A 16,074-nucleotide genomic window follows, 5' to 3' on the forward strand; every position below is an offset into this window, starting at 1 on the left:
GCCTCAGTCAGCGAGCGCAATTAACTCAGTTTGCCGTGACATTGTTTGTACTTCTTCCCTGATCCGCATGGACATGGATCATTACGGCCAACCTTGCCACCCTGGCGTACGAACGGTTGATGCTTCTCCAGGCGCTGCTCATCATGGTCTTCATGATCACCCGCCTCATCCAGCGCCTCCTCGTAAGCCGCATGGTGATACTGCACGTTTACTGGCGCACGCTGTGTTTCCGCCACCGCTTCCACCTGCTGCTCACTTCTGATCTGAACGGTCATGAGTATCCGGGTGACCTCTGTCTTGATCTCTTCAAGCATGGAGGTAAATAGCTCAAAGGCTTCGCGTTTGTATTCCTGCTTGGGATTTTTCTGCGCATACCCCCGCAAATGAATACCCTGACGCAAATGATCGAGCGCCGCGAGATGTTCCCGCCAGTGGGTATCAAGGCTTTGCAGCATCACCGCTCTCTCGTATTGATGCATAACATTGACGCCGACCTGATCCACCTTTCCGGAATAATGTTCCTGCGCTATCCCGGCAATGCGCTGATGAAGGCTTTCTTCATGCAAGTCAGGTTCTTTCTCCAGCCACTCCCGCAACGGCAATTGCAACTGATATTCGGCAACCAGCGCCTTTTCCAGTCCCGGTATATCCCACTGTTCCTCGACACTTTGCGGCGGAACATAGAGGGCGACGAGACCACCCAGCACATCTCCGCGCATGGCACCGATCGTCTCTGAAATATCCTGAGACTCGAGAAGCTCGTTACGTTGCTCATAGATCACCTTGCGCTGATCGTTGGCAACGTCATCGTATTCCAGCAATTGCTTGCGCATGTCGAAATTGCGGGCTTCCACCTTGCGCTGGGCATTTTCGATGGCACGAGTCACCCAGGGATGCTCAATGGCCTCGCCCTCCGGCATGTTGAGCTTCTGCATGATGTTTGCCACACGATCCGATGCGAAAATGCGCAGAAGCGGGTCCTCCAGCGAAAGATAAAAACGGCTGGACCCGGGGTCTCCCTGGCGGCCGGAGCGCCCGCGCAACTGGTTATCCACGCGCCGGGATTCATGCCGTTCGGTGCCGATAATATGTAGCCCCCCCTGCTTCAGCACTTCCTCGTGAAGCAGCTGCCATTGCCCCTGCAATTCCGTGGTCCGTTCAAGCTTGGCGGATTCGCTTATAGCCTCATCGGCACGGATACGCTCAAGTTCCGGCTCCGGATTGCCTCCCAGCACAATGTCGGTACCCCGGCCCGCCATATTGGTAGCGATAGTAACCATTTTCGGGCGGCCGGCCTGAGTAACGATCTCCGCCTCCCTCGCATGCTGTTTGGCATTGAGTACCTGATGCGGCAACTGCTCCTGGGTGAGCAGTCCGGACAGCAGCTCATTGTTCTCGATAGAGGTGGTGCCGACCAGAACCGGCTGCCCTCTCTCATAGCAGTCTTTGATATCCGCAATAATGGCACGGTTCTTTTCGTCCATGGTACGGAATACCTGATCCATGCGATCATTACGTATCATGGGACGATGGGTTGGAATGATCACCGTTTCCAATCCGTAAATCTGCTGAAACTCATAAGCCTCGGTATCGGCCGTACCCGTCATGCCGGCCAATTTTTTATACATGCGGAAATAATTCTGGAAAGTGATCGAAGCCAGTGTCTGATTCTCTTTCTGGATCGGGACACCTTCTTTTGCTTCCACCGCCTGATGCAATCCTTCCGACCAGCGTCTGCCGGACATAAGCCGCCCGGTAAACTCATCGACGATGACGACTTCGCCATCCTGTACGACATAATGTTGATCACGAAGAAATAACGCATGGGCACGCAAGGCTGCGTAAAGATGGTGAACGAGATTGATGTTGGCAGGATCGTAGAGGCTGGTTCCCGGCGTTAGCAACCCGCTCTGGGCAAGCAGCCTTTCCGCGTGTTCAAAACCCGCCTCGCTCAACAGCACCTGCTGGGATTTTTCGTCTACGCTAAAATCGCCGGGGTCCTTCTCTGTTTCCTGGCGGACAAGTTTTGGAATCAGCGTATTCATACGCACATACACGTCGGTGTTGCCTTCCGCCTGACCCGATATAATCAACGGAGTACGCGCCTCGTCAATCAGAATGGAATCCACCTCGTCAACAATGGCGTAATTGAGCACGCGTTGCACACGCTCGACAGGGTGACTCACCATATTATCGCGCAAATAATCAAATCCGTATTCGTTGTTGGTGCCATAGGTGATACCGGCGGCGTAGGCGGCCTGCTTGTCGCCGTGGTCCATCTGGGAGAGGATCACACCGACACTGATACCAAGGAATTGATAGATGCGTCCCATCCATTCCGCATCCCGCTTGGCGAGATAGTCATTCACCGTCACCAGATGAACACCTTTGTCAGCCAGGGCATTGAGGTATGCGGGCAAGGTCGCCATCAGCGTCTTCCCTTCGCCTGTGCGCATCTCGGCAATTTTTCCGCTATGCAGCACCATACCGCCGATCAACTGCACGTCGAAATGCCGCATTCCGAGTACGCGTTTGCTGACTTCACGCACCACGGCAAACGCCTCCGGCAGCAATGCATCAAGCGTTGCACCTTCGGCAATGCGCTGTCTGAACTCATCGGTCTTAGCGCGTAACTCGGCGTCAGTCAGCGCCGAAATCCTGGCTTCCAGCGCATTAATCGTTCCCACACTCTGGAAATACTGTTTGATCAGCCGGTCATTGCGGCTTCCAAAGACCTTCTTGAGCAGATTGTTCAGCATGAAATCTCGAAAAAATTCTATTTAAACAAATGTCCAAAAAATAAGGGGGTGAGGTTTTTGGCCTCACCCCCGCAGCAGAGTATTAATCCGGCTCAACTAGGCATCTTCAAAAATCTTGATGGATTTTGCGGCAAGCCCTTGTGCCTGACTTCAAAATGCAAATGCGGACCGGTGGAACGGCCAGTGCTGCCCACTTCCGCGATCTTCTGCCCCCGCACCACCACCTGGCCCACTTTGACCGTACGCTTGGACGCATGGGCATAACGGCTGACAAGATCATTGCCATGGTCAACATCAACCATATTACCATATTCGGAATGGAAACCGGAATACACGACCACGCCTCCTGCGGCGGCAACGATCGGGGTACCCGTTGCGGCTGTGAAATCCACCCCTTCGTGGAAAACACTCCTTCCCGTGAAGGGATCAATGCGCACACCAAAACCGGAGGAGTACCATTTTGTGCTGACCGGCATAACGGAGGGAAGCATTTTTTTCTTGAGCCTGTCTTGCATCAACACGGAATCCAGCGCACCAAACTTGTCGGCCCGGTCATCCAATATGAGCGACATTTCCTGGATCTTGTTGCTGATTTCCAGAAGCGACATATCCTGAGACGGCAAGGAGGAAGTGACTCCTCCCTGCCCTGGATTCTGATTGAACAGGAATTCCTGCGGCTTGATTCCCGACAACTCCGACAAACGCGCACCCACCGAATCGAGCCGTAACAGTTGAGCCTGCATCTGGCCCATTCTGACCGCCATCGCGTTGAGGCTATCGCGCAAATATGACTGGGTCTTTTGATGCTCTTCCGCCTGCACGCTCAGAACCAGCGATCTCAAGGTGGGGCTGTCAATCTTGTCAGCATAGCGCAGGGATAGATAATTCAGCGCCATCGCCAGTAACACAGCCGCCAGCACAAACCCTGCCGCGAGCAGTACAAGATGTACATTGGTTAAAGTCAGTGTTCTTGCCTTTGCCAAATTATTGGAAACTAGAATAATATTCATCTTTATTCCCTAATTGTCATTCAGCCATGGCCGCACGCAAGATCAATTTTTACCTCGGCGCCCTCAGCACTATGCCCGATCATCAACGGCTATTCGGTTACATGGACAAGTTAACCGCGATGCAACGGGTATTCATGGAAATCGCCCCGCCACAATTAGCTCAACGCTGCGCTCTGGGTGGGTTCTTCGAAGGGAACCTGACCCTGTGCGCGCACAACGGTGCGATCGCAGCGAAACTCAGGCAAATTTTGCCGTCGTTATTATTAAAATTCCGGGCGAGAGGTTACGAGGTTACTGCAATTCGGATTACTGTGCAAGCAAATTACCGTGCTATGACAGGACATGAAGCATCTGCAAACGGGCCGACTGGGAGGCGGCAAATTGGACAGGCCGGCGTGGAAAGTCTGATTGAGCTGGCTGCGGAGCTGCCTCAGTCGCCTCTGAAAGAGGCTGTCGAATTATTGCTGAAGAAGCAAAACGGACAGGAGGAGGAATCCTGATAAAGCAGCTATGGCACCCTATACCGATGCAGCGACCCTGTGGTTTGGGCTTGGGGCGGCCATATATTCATTAAGGGCGACAGGTAGGTTGGGTGAGCGAACCGTAACCCAGCAACTCAATCCCAATCCTTTAGTTCCCATTCTCCCCCGCCTCTGCAAATAATCGCCGGTGTTCCACCGTCACGACGCTGAAAGAGAATGAGCTTCCCCCAATCCAGCTCGCCATGCATCTCATGGCCTCCGTCGGATTACGCTGCGCTAATCCGACCTACTTCTTCTCAATCGGCCTGCTTCCTCAAAAACGCCGGAATATCCAGCATATCCACGCCCGACTGTTTCATGGCTTCCACCGTGGCATCGCGCCTCCTGTTCGTACGGATCGCGGCGGGCGCATCCAGCTCCTTCCAGTTCACGGTGTCCGAGAACATGATGTTATCCGTCCCGGTGCGTGTGTGAATCACGCTCAGCGGTTTGGGCTGCATGCGGTTACCCACGCCGCCAAGCCCTGTCGCCACCATGGTGACCCGCAGGTTGTCCTGCATGTTCTCGTCGATCACGGTACCGACAATCACGGTGGCCTCATCGGCAGTAAAGCCCTTGATGGTATTCATGACTTCGTGGACTTCCCGCATTTTCATTCCCGAGCTGGCGGTAATGTTTACCAGTATGCCCCGCGCACCGGAGAGATTGACATCTTCCAGCAGGGGACTGGCTACCGCCTGCTCCGCCGCCGCGCGTGCGCGGTCCATACCCGCTGCCGTTGCGGAGCCCATCATTGCCATGCCCATTTCCGACATGACGGTTTTCACGTCGGCGAAATCGACGTTTACCAGGCCCGGGCAATTGATCACCTCCGCGATGCCCGCTACCGCGCCATATAGCACATTATTGGCTGCCTTGAATGCATCCAGCATGCTGACATCATCACCCAGCACCACCATGAGCTTGTCATTGGGAATCACGATCAACGAATCGACATGCTGCGACAGGGCTTCCATGCCGGCCTGCGCCGCTTTAAGGCGTCTTCCTTCGAAAGAAAAGGGTTTGGTAACCACCGCCACGGTAAGAATATCCAGTTCCTTCGCCACCTGCGCCACCACCGGTGCGGCGCCGGTACCGGTGCCGCCGCCCATGCCGGCGGTGACAAACAGCATGTCGGCGCCTTCGATCAGTTCCGCGATGCGGTCGCGGTCCTCCATCGCCGCGTCGCGTCCAATTTCCGGATTGGCTCCCGCACCCAATCCCTTGGTGATCGCGGAACCCAATTGCAACTGGGTGCGCGCTTGATTACGCTTCAATGCCTGGGCATCGGTGTTGGCGGAAATGAACTCGACGCCTTGCACCCCATTCTGGATCATGTGGTCCACCGCATTGCCGCCGCAGCCGCCGATGCCAATGACCTTGATAACGGCTTCCTGAGTTTGTGTATCCATTATTTCGAACATGGCGTTTCTCCTTTAAAAATTGTTAATCACACTTTATGCAGGCTCCTGCTTTTAAGCGCCTGCTATCAAAAATTGCCCTGAAACCAGCTCTTCATTCTTTCGAGAATCCGTTTGAATGAGTTGCCTTGCAGTTTGGTATGCTGATGCCGTTGAACCTGCTCCATGCCGGCCATGATCAGTCCTACTCCGGTGGAGCATCGCGGCGTGAGCACCACTTCCGCCAGCCCGCCGCGATAGTGCGGCAATCCCAGCCGCACCGGCATGTGGAAGATCTCTTCGCCAAGCTCCACCATGCCTTGCAGGGAACTGCTGCCGCCGGTAATGACGATCCCGGATGAAAGCAATTCCTCGAAACCGCTGCGGCGCAACTCAGCCTGCACCAGGGAATAGAGCTCTTCCACGCGCGGCTCGATCACTTCCGCCAGCGTCTGCCGGGAAAGCTGGCGCGTGGCTCGCTCGCCCACGCCCGCCACCTCCACCATTCCGCGCGGGTCAGCCATGCCGCGCAACGCACAGCCGTAGCGGCATTTAATGTCTTCGGCATCCTTGGTCGGTGTACGCAGCGCCATCGCGATGTCATTGGTAATCTGGTCTCCGGCAATCGGAATCACCGCGGTATGGCGAATCGCGCCGTGCGTGAATACCGCGATATCGGTGGTGCCGCCGCCGATATCCACCAGGCATACGCCCAAGTCTTTCTCGTCTTCCGACAGCACGGCCATTGCCGAGGCCAGCGGTTGCAGCACCAGATCGCGCACTTCCAGTCCGCAGCGGCGCACGCATTTCATGATGTTCTGCGCCGCGGACACCGCACCGGTGACGATATGCACTTTAACCTCCAGCCGTACGCCGCTCATGCCGATAGGCTCACGCACATCTTCCTGCCCATCGATAATGAATTCCTGGTTGAGGACATGGAGGACTTGCTGGTCGTTGAGAATATTCACGGCCTTGGCGGTTTCCATCACACGTTCCACGTCCAGCCGCGATACTTCCTTGTCCTTGATCGCAACCATTCCATGCGAATTGAAGCTCTTGATATGGCTGCCGGCAATGCCGGTATATACCTCGCGGATTTTGCAATCGGCCATGAGCTCTGCTTCTTCCAGCGCGCGCTGGATCGCCATCACCGTCGTCTCGATATTGACGACCACGCCTTTTTTCAGGCCGCGCGAGGGATGGCTACCCATGCCGATAACCTCGAATCCACCCTCGGGCTTGACTTCCGCGACGATGGCGACAATCTTCGATGTGCCGATATCGAGGCCGACAATCAGGTTCTTATTTTCATTGATTCTACTCATCTGCTTCGTGAACCCTTGATTTCGTGGTGCTTTCTTCCAACTTGGTTTTTCCTGTATTCCTTCGGTTATCGCACAGCGAATCCGTTGGGGTAACGCAAATCCACATAACTCAGTTGCCGGTTTAATCGCGCAATGCTGTGGTCATGCGCCAGGACATATCGCGCCATCCGTGATTCCATCTGCTCGCGCCCGAGTTCCAGTACGGTTCCATTATCCAGGTGAACCCGCCAGGCACGACGGGGTGAAAGATTCATCTGTTCAATGCGCTGTTGCAAGGGTCGCAGCAGTTCAGTAAAGACAGCATACTGCCGCACCATGTCATGCGAACTCCCCGCCGGTCCATCGAATACAGGCAGTACTTCATCAGACGCGGCGTTGAATGTTTCACCATGCGTATTCACCAATGCGTCGCTGCCCCAGCGTGCCAGCGCGACATGTTCCTCAAGCGTCACTTCCAGGCTCTGCGGCCAGTGCCGCCGCACGCTTGCAACGCGCACCCAGGGCAGCTTCCCGAATGCCTGGCGCATGGTATTGAGATCAAGTGCCAGGAAGCTTCCAATATATTCGCTATGAACAGCGCTTTCGATCTGTTCCCGTGTCACATGCTTCAGTTTGCCGCTGCTGCTAGCGCTAACATTCAGCGCCTTCACCGGCAACACCGGCAAACTCAGCGCCCACTGGCTGGCGGTATAGGCCACCATCAGCGCAACCAGCACAAATAGTGTATTGGCCAGCAAGTCCAGCGCCTGATGGTTATCCCACATGGGCCAGCTCCAGTATCCGCAGCACCAAATCATCAAACGATATTCCCACCGCTTTTGCCGCCATCGGTACGAGACTGTGGTCGGTCATGCCGGGAGAGGTATTGGTCTCAAGAAAATAGGGTTTGCCGGATTTATCCAGTATCACGTCCACCCTGCCCCATCCTTCACACCCCAATGTCTGGTGCGCTTGCAGCGCCTGCATCTGAATTGCCTGCTCTTCCGCAGCGGATAAACCGCTTGGGCAAAAATACCGGGTATCATCGGAAAGATATTTAGCCTGATAATCGTATAAGCCGCTCGCCGTCTGTATCCGCACCAGGGGTAGCGGGGTCTCTCCGAGAATGGCGGCAGTCAGTTCCACCCCTTCGATAAACTGCTCCGCCAACACCATGGTGTCGTGCTTCGCCGCTGATTCATAGGCAGCCGGCAAGTCCATCGCAGCCATGACTTTACTCAAGCCGATGGTTGATCCTTCGCGGGATGGCTTGACGATCAGCGGCAGGCCAAGCGCTTTTACCACCGCGTCAAAATCACTTTGGGCATTCAGCAGAATATGGCGGGGGGTACTGATTCCCGCCGCCTGCCATAGCAGCTTTGTACGCCATTTATCCATGGCCAGCGCACTCGCCATGACCCCGCTGCCGGTATAAGGCAAACCCATAAGCTCCAGAGCGCCCTGCACGGTACCGTCTTCACCATAGCGCCCATGCAGGGCAATATGCGCCCGATTAAAACCCTGCTGCAGAAGCGCCTCCATGTGCTGTTCAGAGGGGTCGAAGGGGTGAGCGTCCACGCCCCGGCGCCGTAGCGCGTCAAGTACCGCGTTACCGCTTTTGAGTGAAATCTCACGCTCAGCGGAACGTCCTCCTAGCAAAACCGCAACTTTTCCGAAAGCAGAGCGACTCATGATCAATCGTTCCCGATAAGATTGTCAGTGGCGAAATTTTGAATCCGACCGGATTCATGGGACCCAATGATTCGCACCTCTTGCACCAGTTCAATCCCGGTCTGTTCCTTCACGGTTTCGCGTACCGCGGCAATCACCGCTTCAATTTCAGCCGCCGTGGCGTCGCCGGTGTTTACGATAAAGTTTGCATGCTTGGACGAAACCATCGCGCCGCCGGCACGAAAACCCTTCAGCCCGCATGACTCGATTAGCCGCGCCGCATGATCCCCCGGCGGATTGCGAAACACTGACCCGGCATTGGGCAGATTCAATGGCTGAGTGTTGATGCGCCGGGTGAGCAATTCCTTGATCTTTTTGCGCGATGCCGCATCTTCGCCGCACAATAATCTGAATCCGCCCCCTACAAACCATTCCTCACCGGAAGCATCCTGCCCCTTCCGATCCTCGATCTTTGTCTCAGGCTTCAATATGACGTGCCGGTAGCCAATCTCATAGTCCCCTGGCACGCGTTCGCGCAGTTGACCTGTGCGACTGAGTATTTGCACCCGTTCGACAATTCCCCAGGTTTCCGCACCATAACAACCCGCATTCATCGCCAGCGCTCCGCCCACCGTACCGGGTATGCCCGCCAGAAACTCCGCACCCGCCAGACTGTGCAATGCCGCGAATCGGGCGACCTTCGCGCAGGCCACGCCCGCTCCGGCAACTATCAATTCGTCATGTTCATCGCGCTGTTCCAGCCGCAGATCATTAAGCCGGGCATGCAGCACTACGACGGTGCCGCGCACCCCGCCATCGCGCACCAGAAGATTACTGCCGAGACCCACCATATACACGGGTTCATCCTCCGGCAGGCCGCGTATGAATTGAGCCAGATCGGCCAGATCAGCCGGCATATAGATACGCTCCGCCTCGCCGCCCGCGCGCCAGGAAGTGTATTTTTTCATTGACTCATTCATGCGCATCTCCCCACGAAGAGCGCGCAACCCATGAGTTAATTTAATTTCTGACATATCCATTCATGCATCCAGCAACGATTCTCTCTCTTGTGAAGAAAAACAGGGCACCTGCTATCCTTTTTCCGCAACCGCGGGCCTGCTCAGGCCTAAGGTCCTTTTACAAGATCAGGCGCCACGCCTCCCACCGATCCCGCTCCCATCACCAATATGACGTCATTTTCCCGCGCCACACCCTGTATGGCGGCGGGCAACTCATCCACCGTCTCGACAAATATCGGCTCAACCTTGCCCAGCACTCTCAGCGCACGCGCAAGCGACTTGCTGTCGGCCGCGACGATGGGCGCTTCGCCCGCCGGGTACACTTCCGTCAATAGCAGCACATCGGTGGTGGATAGCACCTTGACGAAATCCTCGAACAAGTCGCGGGTGCGGGAATAGCGATGCGGCTGGAACACCAATACCAGCCTGCGGCCGGGGAATGCGCCGCGTGCGGCCGCGATGGTGGCCGCCATTTCCACCGGGTGATGACCGTAATCATCGACCAGCGTAAAACTCCCGCCCCCATTCGCTTCCTCGCTGACCAGCTTGATTTCGCCATAGCGCTGAAAACGCCGATCCACGCCCCGAAAGTTTGCCAGCGCGTTGATGATGGCGGCATCTTTCACGCCCACTTCATTACACACGGCAATTGCCGCAAGCGCGTTCTGCACGTTATGCAACCCCGGTAGGTTCAACATGATCTTGAGTTTGCGAGTCTTGCCATTCAAGCCTACCAGCGCGGTAAAGTGCATCTGCCCTTCACTATGACGAATATCGGCGGCACGGATTTGCGCAGTATCCGATAAACCGTAAGTGGTGATAGGCTTGGTCACATCGGGCAGAATCTCACGCACGTTGGCATCGTCCACGCACACTACCGCCATCCCGTAAAAAGGCAGATGCCGCAGAAAATCAACGAATGCCTGTTTGAGTTTGCTGACATCGTGACCGTAGGTTTCCATGTGATCGGCGTCTATATTGGTCACAACCGCCAGCACCGGTTGCAAATAGAGAAAGGAGGCATCCGATTCGTCGGCCTCGACCACGATAAACTCGCCACCGCCCAGTTTGGCATGGGAACCCGCGGCTTCCAGCCTGCCACCGATAACGAACGTCGGGTCCATTTCCGCTTCCGCGAGAATGCTGGCGACCAGGCTTGTGGTAGTGGTCTTGCCATGTGTGCCTGCGATGGCGATTCCCTGACGTAATCTCAGCAACTCCGCCAGCATGATGGCGCGCGGCACTACCGGTACATTTCGCTCGCGCGCGGCAATCACTTCAGGGTTGTCCGGACCGATCGCCGTGGATGTCACGACCGCGTCCGCCGATGCCACATGACTCCCCGCATGGCCCGAATGAATAATCGCACCCAGTTTTTTCAAGCGTCGGGTAATGGCGGTAGCGGACAAATCCGAGCCGCTAACCTGGTAGCCCAGATTGAGCAGCACCTCAGCGATTCCACTCATTCCCGAGCCGCCAATACCGACAAAATGCACATGTTTGACTTTATGTTTCATATCCAGAATTTGTGAAATGTGAAGGTAATGACCTCATTTTCAGTTCTCATGGCCTTAGCATTCCCATGCACGCTTCCGCTACCAGCCTGGTAGCATCCGGTTTCGCCAGTTCGCGAGCGTTCATCGCCATTTCCAGAAGGGTCTCGCGAGTGAATCCCGTCAGTAATTCCGCCAGTCCTTGCGGAGTCAGTTCATTCTGCGGCAACAGCACCGCCGCATTCCTATCACTCAGGAATTTCGCGTTGCTTGTCTGGTGATCATCCACCGCATACGGAAAAGGCACCAGAATGCTCGCCACGCCTGAGGCGGTCAGTTCGGCGATAGTCAGCGCTCCGGCCCGGCAAACCACCACATCACTATCGGCGTAACAGGCGGCCATGTTTTCAATGAAAGTGACCAGATCACCTTCCACCTCCGCTTCGGCATAATTTTTTCTTAATGCGTCCAGGTGCCTTGTTCCGGCCTGATGCGTCACCAGTGGACGGAGCTTTTCAGGGATCAGCCCCAGCGCCTGCGGCACAATGGTATTCAGCGCTTGCGCACCCAGGCTGCCGCCAATCACCAGCAGCTTCAGTTTTCCGCTGCGCGCGGCATATCTCTTGTCCGGTGCTTCCAACTGGCTGATTTCGCTACGCACCGGGTTGCCGGAAAATGTCACCTTCCTGTCGCCCCTGATTACGCCGGGAAAACCCAGCAAGACTCTGTCGGCAAGCTTCGCCAATATCCTGTTGGCGAGACCGGGAACCGAATTCTGTTCGTGTATCAGCAGCGGCTTATTCAGTAAGGAGGCCATCAATCCACCGGGAAATGCGGGATAACCCCCCATACCCAGCACCACATCGGGACGCACCCGGCCTATCACTCTGGCGCTTTGCCATAACGCACGTAACAGACGCATCGGCAGCGTGAGCCAGGTCGCAATATTCTTCCCGCGCAAACCGGAGAAGCGAATAGTCTCCATTTCATAGCCACGCTGCGGCGCCAGTGTGGTTTCCATTCCTCGCTCCGTTCCCAGCCACACCACACGCCAACCCGCCTTCTTCATGTAATCCGCCACCGCCAGCCCTGGAAACACGTGCCCGCCGGTCCCTCCCGCCATGATGAGAATGGTGGGGATCAAGATGGATTCCTCATGCCGGCTTGGCGGTGCGACATTATTCTCATATTGCATACCCTTTCATCAGTTGCCGGTTTTCCCAATCCACTCGCATCAGCACCGCCAGCGCGACACAGTTGGCGACAATGCTACTGCCGCCAAAACTCATCAGCGGCAGCGTCAATCCCTTTGTCGGTAATACACCCATGTTCACACCCATGTTGATCAAGGCCTGGACGCCCAGCCATACGCCGATACCTTGCGCCACCAGCGCGGAGTAATGACGTTCCCGCACAGCGGCCTGACGGCCTATTACGAATGCACGTATCACCAGCAACGCAAACAGCATCGTGACTGTCATGACTCCAACGAAACCAAGCTCCTCCGCGATCACGGCAAGCAGAAAGTCAGTATGTGCTTCAGGCAGATAGAAAAGCTTTTCCACGCTTCCGCCCAGGCCTACCCCCAGCCATTCACCACGTCCGAATGCAATCAGGGCATGGCTCAACTGGTACCCTTTTCCATAGGGATCGTCCCACGGATCCATGAATCCAAAGAACCGCTGCATGCGATAAGGCTCAATCCAGATCAGCGCCAACAGGCAGATGACCAGAAAGCCGGTCAATCCCGCGAACAGCTTCAGGTCCATACCCCCCAAAAATAGTATCGCCATCATGATGACGGTGATGACGACGAATGCCCCCAGATCCGGTTCGAGCAGCAGGAGCGGACCCACCATCAGCATGACGATCAGCATGGGAAAGAAACCTTTGCGGAAACTGTCCAGGTAAGCCGCCTTGCGAACGGTATAGTTGGCGGCGTAAAACACTACGAACAGTTTCATGAACTCCGATGGTTGCAGATTCACGATCAGCAGCGATATCCAGCGCCGGCTGCCGTTGACTTCGCGGCCTATCCCGGGAATCAGCACCAGCACCAACAGCGCCAGTCCCAGTAAAAACAGGTGCAACGAATACTTCTGCCATGCGGACACCGGCACCTGGAATGTGATCAGCCCTGCCAGCAAACCCACCGCCAAATAGGCCCCATGCCGGACAAGAAAATAGGCAGGATGGCCATTTGTGCCTCGCCCCGCTTCAGCGATGGCGATGGACGCGGAATAGACCATCACCAACCCCAGACTCAGCAACAATATCGCGGACCAGATCAGGGATTGATCAAAATTGGGCAGACTTCTCTGGTAATTGATATCGCTCTGGTAGATCATCAGGTGAGGACCTTAGGAGTCGTGGCTGAGATTCCGGTCTGCAAATCCCTAACCGCCGCAACGAATACCTCGGCACGGTGAGCGTAATTCCTGAACATGTCGAGGCTTGCACATGCCGGTGACATCAATACCGCATCACCTTCCTGTGCCAGCGCAAAGCTTCGCTGCACGGCTTCTTCCATGGTGGTGACGTAATGCAGCGGCACCCCGCAGCCATTTATTGCGGCGGAGATTTTTTCCGCATCGCGCCCGATCAATACCACTGCTCGCACATGTTTCGCTACCGGTTGTGCCAATGGAGAAAAATCCTGCCCCTTGCCGTCGCCGCCCGCGATCAGCACCACACTTTGCATCATGCCGTTCAACGCAGCGACCGTTGCGCCCACGTTGGTGCCTTTCGAATCGTCGTAGAACGTGATGCCGCTGAATGCCGCCACTTTTTCCATCCGATGCGACAATCCCCTGAATTCGCGCAAGGCTTGCAGCAATGGTGCAAATGGCAGCTCGATGGCGCGGCATAGCGCCAGTGCGGCCAGCGCGTTGGCCGCATTGTGCAAGCCGGTGACGCCAAGCTCGCTGGTTTTCATCAAACGAGTTTTCCCCTGCACCAACCAGCTATTTTCACTGTCGTGGATCAAACCAAAATCATCCTCACCAACCGGCATATCCAGACCGAAAGTCATCTGCTTTCTGCCGGTCAATGCCATCGCACGCACGACAGGATCGTCGCGATTCAGAACCTGAACACCGCCGCCATGACCGTTCTCGATGCCACCCTGAAATATCCTTGCCTTGGCAGCAGCGTAATCCCGCATTCCGGCATAGCGGTCGAAATGGTCTTCACTCAAGTTCAGCACCGTCGCCGCATCAGGATCAAGATTTCTTGTGGTTTCCAATTGAAAACTGGAAACCTCCAGTACCCATGCCTGCGGCAATTTTCCTGAGTCTTCCCGCCGCATCAGTGCATCCAGCACGGCCGGACCGATATTGCCGGCTACTTCGACATCCCATCCTGCTTTCCGCACCATCGCCCCCGCCATGGCGGTTACCGTTGTCTTGCCGTTGGAACCGGTAATGGCCAGAATCTTTGGTTTTGCCACATCAGGTTGTTTAATCGCCAAAGCGAAAAGCTCCATGTCCCCCATCACGGGTACACCGTCCCTCACGGCCGACTGCACCAGCGGCTCCGCCACAGGCACGCCGGGACTGATGGCAACGAGGTCTATACCGGCGAAGACTTCGGCTGTCAATGCGCCGGTAAATCTCCGGGCGCCGGGCAGGGCTTGTTTTAACCCCTCCAGACAAGGAGGTGCCGCACGGCTATCAGCCGCGCGCACATTCGCGCCCATGCGCGACAACCACTTGGCCATAGAGAGTCCGGTTTCGCCCATTCCGAGCACCAGCACGGTTCTACCTCGCAAATTCATATCCAATCTTTTTTATCTCAACTTCAACGACGACAATCCAAACAGCACCAGCATCATGGTGATGATCCAGAAACGGACCACCACCTGGTTTTCCTTCCATCCTTTCAATTCGTAGTGATGATGCAGCGGGGCCATGCGAAAAATGCGCTTGCCAACCAGTTTGAACGAAGCTACCTGCAGCATCACCGATAAGGTCTCCACCACGAAGACGCCGCCCATGATGAGCAGTACGATTTCCTGGCGTACTATCACTGTCACAATCCCGAGTGCGGCGCCAAGCGCGAGCGCACCGACATCGCCCATGAACACTTCCGCCGGATAGGCGTTGAACCAGAGGAAAGCGAGCCCAGCACCCGCCAGCGCGCCGCAGAAGACGGCCAGCTCGCCTGCATTGGGGATATGAGGGATGCCGAGATATTTCGCGAATACCGCGTGACCCGCTACGTAGGCGAAGATTGCGAGGGCGCTGCTGATCATGACGGTAGGCATGATGGCCAGACCATCGAGCCCATCCGTCAGATTCACCGCATTGCTGGTGCCCACGATGACAAAATAGGCAAGCGTAACAAACCCGGCTACACCAAGCGGGATTGCCACTTGCTTGAAGAATGGCACAATCATGGTGGTCTGTGCAGGCAAATCGGCGGTTAAAGCAAGGTATAGCGCCACCGAGAGGGCAATTGCCGACTGCCAGAAGAGCTTTGCTCTGGCGGAAAGCCCCTTCGGATTGCGATATACCACCTTGCGGTAATCATCCACCCAGCCGATGATGCCGAAACCCAGTGTGGTCACGAGTACCACCCATACATAACGGTTGCTTAAATCCGCCCAGAGTAACGTGGAAATGGCGATGGATACCAGTATCAGCGCACCGCCCATCGTGGGCGTACCAGCCTTCACAAGATGACTCTGCGGTCCGTCATCGCGCACCGACTGACCTATTTTGTAAGCGGTGAGCTTACGTATCATGGCGGGCCCGATAATGAACGAAATCGCCAGAGAGGTAAGTGCCGCCAGCACCGTGCGCAAGGTAATGTAATTGAACACATTGAATACGCGAATGTCCTTCGCAAGCCATTGAGCGAGTTCTAGCAGCATGACAGCCGCCTGCACAGAACG

The 16,074-nt window shown here is 55.8% G+C and carries 13 protein-coding genes; 1 reads left to right on the forward strand and 12 read right to left on the reverse strand.

The window, feature by feature from the left end:
- Window positions 1-20: 20 nt before the first annotated feature.
- Together secA and BLR00_RS00825 are read right to left on the reverse strand one after the other, a co-directional pair.
- Complete coding sequence (gene secA, locus BLR00_RS00820; RefSeq protein ID WP_074630370.1) at window positions 21-2,759, reverse strand: preprotein translocase subunit SecA; 2,739 nt, start codon at window positions 2,757-2,759, stop codon at window positions 21-23.
- A 92-nt stretch (window positions 2,760-2,851) separates the two neighbouring features.
- Window positions 2,852-3,769, reverse strand: coding sequence for a M23 family metallopeptidase (locus tag BLR00_RS00825; RefSeq protein WP_074630371.1), 918 nt, complete (start codon window positions 3,767-3,769; stop codon window positions 2,852-2,854).
- A gap of 26 nt (window positions 3,770-3,795) precedes the next feature.
- Here BLR00_RS00825 and BLR00_RS00830 point away from each other — a divergent pair, with 26 nt between their 5' ends.
- Window positions 3,796-4,269, forward strand: coding sequence for a DciA family protein (locus tag BLR00_RS00830; protein ID WP_074630372.1), 474 nt, complete (start codon window positions 3,796-3,798; stop codon window positions 4,267-4,269).
- Window positions 4,270-4,547: 278 nt separating this feature from the next.
- Here BLR00_RS00830 and ftsZ read toward each other — a convergent pair whose 3' ends face one another.
- From ftsZ to mraY, 10 genes are all read right to left on the reverse strand, one after another.
- Entirely contained in the window at window positions 4,548-5,714 is a 1,167-nt protein-coding gene (gene ftsZ / locus BLR00_RS00835; protein WP_074630373.1) for a cell division protein FtsZ, read from the reverse strand.
- Window positions 5,715-5,779: 65 nt separating this feature from the next.
- Entirely contained in the window at window positions 5,780-7,018 is a 1,239-nt protein-coding gene (gene ftsA / locus BLR00_RS00840; protein ID WP_074630374.1) for a cell division protein FtsA, read from the reverse strand.
- 65 nt (window positions 7,019-7,083) lie between these two features.
- Window positions 7,084-7,782, reverse strand: coding sequence for a cell division protein FtsQ/DivIB (locus tag BLR00_RS00845; RefSeq protein WP_074630375.1), 699 nt, complete (start codon window positions 7,780-7,782; stop codon window positions 7,084-7,086).
- Entirely contained in the window at window positions 7,772-8,689 is a 918-nt protein-coding gene (locus BLR00_RS00850; protein WP_176759921.1) for a D-alanine--D-alanine ligase, read from the reverse strand. The genes BLR00_RS00845 and BLR00_RS00850 overlap by 11 nt, the downstream gene beginning before the upstream one ends.
- A 2-nt stretch (window positions 8,690-8,691) precedes the next feature.
- On the reverse strand, window positions 8,692-9,708 hold the full coding sequence (murB, locus tag BLR00_RS00855) for a UDP-N-acetylmuramate dehydrogenase (protein ID WP_074630377.1): 1,017 nt from the start codon (window positions 9,706-9,708) through the stop codon (window positions 8,692-8,694).
- Between the two features lie 86 nt (window positions 9,709-9,794).
- Window positions 9,795-11,204, reverse strand: coding sequence for a UDP-N-acetylmuramate--L-alanine ligase (gene murC, locus BLR00_RS00860; RefSeq protein ID WP_074630378.1), 1,410 nt, complete (start codon window positions 11,202-11,204; stop codon window positions 9,795-9,797).
- Window positions 11,205-11,250: 46 nt separating this feature from the next.
- A complete protein-coding gene (murG, locus tag BLR00_RS00865; protein ID WP_074630379.1) occupies window positions 11,251-12,375 on the reverse strand; it encodes an undecaprenyldiphospho-muramoylpentapeptide beta-N-acetylglucosaminyltransferase in 1,125 nt (374 codons plus the stop codon).
- Window positions 12,365-13,528, reverse strand: coding sequence for a putative lipid II flippase FtsW (gene ftsW, locus BLR00_RS00870; protein WP_074630380.1), 1,164 nt, complete (start codon window positions 13,526-13,528; stop codon window positions 12,365-12,367). The genes murG and ftsW overlap by 11 nt, the downstream gene beginning before the upstream one ends.
- Entirely contained in the window at window positions 13,528-14,955 is a 1,428-nt protein-coding gene (murD, locus tag BLR00_RS00875; protein ID WP_074630381.1) for a UDP-N-acetylmuramoyl-L-alanine--D-glutamate ligase, read from the reverse strand. Before murD ends, ftsW begins: the two co-directional genes overlap by 1 nt.
- 12 nt (window positions 14,956-14,967) lie before the next feature.
- On the reverse strand, window positions 14,968-16,053 hold the full coding sequence (gene mraY / locus BLR00_RS00880; RefSeq protein ID WP_074630382.1) for a phospho-N-acetylmuramoyl-pentapeptide-transferase: 1,086 nt from the start codon (window positions 16,051-16,053) through the stop codon (window positions 14,968-14,970).
- Window positions 16,054-16,074: the final 21 nt, after the last annotated feature.

The organism is Nitrosospira multiformis (assembly GCF_900103165.1).
In the GTDB taxonomy this organism is placed as follows: domain Bacteria; phylum Pseudomonadota; class Gammaproteobacteria; order Burkholderiales; family Nitrosomonadaceae; genus Nitrosospira; species Nitrosospira multiformis_D.